Source organism: Polynucleobacter sp. 39-46-10 (assembly GCF_002282275.1).
Genome location: NZ_NCJB01000245.1, coordinates 1 through 3678, shown reverse-complemented (window position 1 = coordinate 3678; position 3678 = coordinate 1). Strand labels below are relative to the sequence as shown.

Below are 3678 nucleotides of genomic sequence, written 5' to 3'. Positions count from 1 at the left end.
CCATTGGATTGCCCAATTTGCGATCAAGGTGGTGAGTGCCAGTTACAAGATTTAGCAGTGGGTTACGGTAAATCCAATTCACGCTACGAAGAAGAGAAGCGTGTTGTATTCCACAAGAATGTTGGTCCTCTTATCTCTATGCAAGAGATGACACGTTGTATTCATTGCACCCGTTGCGTACGTTTTGGCCAAGAAGTTGCCGGCGTCATGGAATTGGGCATGGTCAATCGCGGTGAGCATTCTGAAATCACTACTTTTGCAGGTCAGACTATTGATTCTGAACTTTCTGGAAACATGATCGACCTGTGTCCTGTTGGCGCATTAACTAGCAAGCCTTTCCGCTACGCCGCACGTACTTGGGAATTAGGCCGCAAGCGTTCAGTTAGTCCTCATGACAGTCTGGGTGCTAATACGACTATTCAAACAAAAGCTAATAAAGTAATGCGCGTTGTTGCTTTAGAGAATGATGCAATTAATGAATGCTGGATTAGTGATCGTGATCGCTTCGCCTACGAAGGCTTGAACAGCGCTGATCGTGTAACTACCCCAATGGTGAAGCAGGGCGGTCAGTGGTTAGAGACCGATTGGCAATCTGCGCTGGATTATGTTGCCCATTCACTAAAAACTATTTCATCTGATAGTGGTCCCCAAGCAGTTGCTGCATTAGCGCACCCAATCTCCAGTACTGAAGAGTTGTTCTTGCTTCAAAAAATGATTCGCGGTTTGGGTTCGAATCAAGTTGAGACTCGTTTGCGTCAAACTGACGTCAAAGGCGCAGCTTCAGCCCCATGGTTGGGTATGCCGATTAGCAAATTAAGTGAGCTCGATCGCGTGTTGTTAATTGGTAGCTTCTTGCGTAAAGAGCAGCCATTGATTGCCGCCCGTTTACGTGCCGGTACAAAGCGTGGCTTGCAAGTCTCACGTATTGATGCAGGTGGTGATGACTGGTTGATTCCTGCTACTGGTATTGCTGCAACTCCAAGCGCATGGCTCAATACATTAAGTGAAGTTGCCTTGGCTGTGGCTAAAGCAAAATCTGCAACTGCTCCAGCAGGCACGCCTAACTTAACAGTTTCTGCTACTGCACAAAAGATTGCGGATAGCCTGCTGTCTGGTACGTCTACTTCAGTATTGCTAGGATCTGCTGCAGTCGCCCATCCACAAGCATCTGACTTACATGTCTTGGCGCAATTCATTGCTGAGCAAACTGGCGCTACTTTAGGCTTCTTGCCTATTGGCGGTAATGCTGTCGGTGCTAGCTTAGTCAAGGCTAATGGTGTGGGCGTTGAATCAGTTCTTTCTGGTGAGCGTCGTGCTGTCATCTTGATGAATATCGAGCCAGACGCTGACCTGCCTAATCCTACGCAAGCGCGTGCTGCTTTGGCTAAAGCCAATACAGTGATTGCCTTGAGTGCATATAAGAGTGCTGACCTCCTTGAGGTAGCCGATGTCATTCTGCCGATCTCTACATTCACAGAGACGGTTTCTACTTTCATTAACTCAGAAGGCCGTGCGCAAACAATTCAACCAGCGGTAAAGCCTTTGGGTGATTCTCGTCCAGCATGGAAAGTGTTGCGTGTTTTAGGCGGCTTATTGAATTTAGATGGCTTCCTGTACAACATGCCTGAAGAGGTATTGGGTGAAGCGCTTGGTGAAAACTATTGCACTAAGCTATCAAATCAATCTACTGCAAGCGGATTGACTAATGGAAGCGCAGCTGTAGCAGCAGGTTTAGAGCGTTTATCTGATGTTGGTATTTACGCCGGCGACCAAATCGTCCGCCGTTCATCAGCACTGCAGTTAACGCGCGATGCTAAGCGCGGCAATCAAGTTGGATTAGGTCAAGCGCTCTTTAATGAGTTGGGCTTGAAAGAGGGCGATGCTGTGCGAGTGACTCAAGATAGTCAGTCCGTAGATTTGCCGGCCACATTGGAGGCGAATTTAGCTCAGGGCGCTGTCAGAATTTCTGCGGGCACTATGGCTAGCGCTAAATTGGGATCAATGTTTGGTCCTGTAACTGTTAGCAAGGCATAAGGGACGAGATGGATAATTTCTTGAACCTCGTTACCACCCAAGGTGAGGCCTTCTTTGGCTCACTATGGCCACTCGTTTGGGCTTTGGTACGTATCGTGATCATCGTGTTGCCAATGTTTGGCGCCGTTGCATACATGACTCTTTGGGAACGTAAGTTAATCGGCTGGATGCATATCCGACTCGGACCAAACCGTGTTGGTCCATTAGGTTTGCTACAACCTATTGCTGACGCTTTGAAGTTGCTCATGAAGGAGATTATTTCTCCTACTCGGTCTAGCAAAGTGTTGTATTTCATTGCACCGGTGATGGTGATCATGCCAGCTTTTGCTGCATGGGCAGTCATCCCCTTCCAAGCAAAAATGGTCTTGGCGGATGTCAACGCAGGTTTACTGTACGTCATGGCAATCTCATCTATTGGTGTTTATGGCGTAATCTTGGCCGGTTGGTCATCTAACTCCAAATATCCTTTCCTTGGCGCAATGCGTGCTTCAGCGCAAATGATTTCTTACGAAATTGCGATGGGTTTTGCATTGGTCACCGTATTACTGACTTCAGGTTCTTTGAATCTGAGTAGCATCGTTGCTTCCCAAGAGCAGGGTTATTTTGCTGGTATGGGATTGAACTTCCTTTCTTGGAATTGGTTGCCATTGCTCCCAATGTTCGTGATTTACTTTATCTCTGGTGTAGCTGAAACCAATCGCCATCCATTTGACGTGGTTGAGGGTGAGTCTGAGATTGTTGCTGGCCATATGGTCGAGTATTCAGGCATGGCATTTGCAATGTTCTTCTTGGCTGAATATGCCAATATGATCTTGATTGCTGCATTATCTGCAACGATGTTCTTGGGCGGCTGGTTACCAATTGTTGATTTGCCAATCCTTCGTGATATCCCAGGCTTCTTCTGGTTGTTTGCTAAAACCTTCTTCCTCTTGTCTTGCGTCATTTGGTTGCGTGCCACATTGCCGCGCTATCGCTATGACCAAATCATGCGTTTGGGTTGGAAGATCTTTATTCCCATCTGCGTATTCTGGGTGGTTGTCGTTGGCGCCTGGGTTGTATCTCCATGGAATATTTGGAAATAAGTTGATCAATCATGTTTAAGAAAATTTCCCAATTCCTCGATAGCTTGATGCTCAAAGATATTTTGACTGGTATGTCGATTACCGGTCGCTATCTTTTTAAGCCAAAAATTACTGTTCAATATCCAGAAGAGAAGACTCCACAGTCTGTGCGCTTCCGCGGTTTGCATGCTTTGCGCCGTTATGAAAATGGGGAAGAGCGTTGTATTGGTTGCAAATTGTGTGAGGCAGTATGTCCTGCCTATGCCATTACGATTGAAACCGCTGAGCGTGATGATGGTACTCGTCGCACCAGCCGATATGACATTGATTTAACTAAGTGTATTTTCTGTGGCTTTTGCGAAGAAGCTTGCCCAGTAGACGCTATTGTTGAAACGAATATTTTTGAGTATTTCGGAGATAAGCGTGGAGATTTGTACTTCACCAAAGAAATGCTTTTGGCTGTAGGCGATAAGTATGAAAAAGATATTGCCGCTAACCGCGCAGCTGATGCGCCTTATCGTTAATCGAATAAAGCAAAACGACATATGACATTCGATACTTCTACACTCTTTGCAGTCTTCTT

The 3678-nt window shown here is 46.3% G+C and carries 3 protein-coding genes; all 3 read left to right on the top strand.

The annotated features are described in order from the left end of the window. A partial coding sequence (gene nuoG, locus B7X71_RS13600; protein ID WP_293601022.1) for an NADH-quinone oxidoreductase subunit NuoG occupies nt 1-2034 on the top strand: 2034 nt, incomplete at its 5' end. An 8-nt stretch (nt 2035-2042) separates the two neighbouring features. Then, nucleotides 2043-3116 (top strand): NADH-quinone oxidoreductase subunit NuoH, encoded by a 1074-nt coding sequence (nuoH, locus tag B7X71_RS13595; protein WP_293601021.1) that lies wholly within the window; start codon nt 2043-2045, stop codon nt 3114-3116. 11 nt (nt 3117-3127) lie between these two features. Next, the gene (nuoI, locus tag B7X71_RS13590) at nt 3128-3619 is read left to right on the top strand and encodes an NADH-quinone oxidoreductase subunit NuoI (protein ID WP_215303350.1); all 492 of its coding nucleotides are present in this window, start codon (nt 3128-3130) and stop codon (nt 3617-3619) included. Nucleotides 3620-3678: the final 59 nt, after the last annotated feature.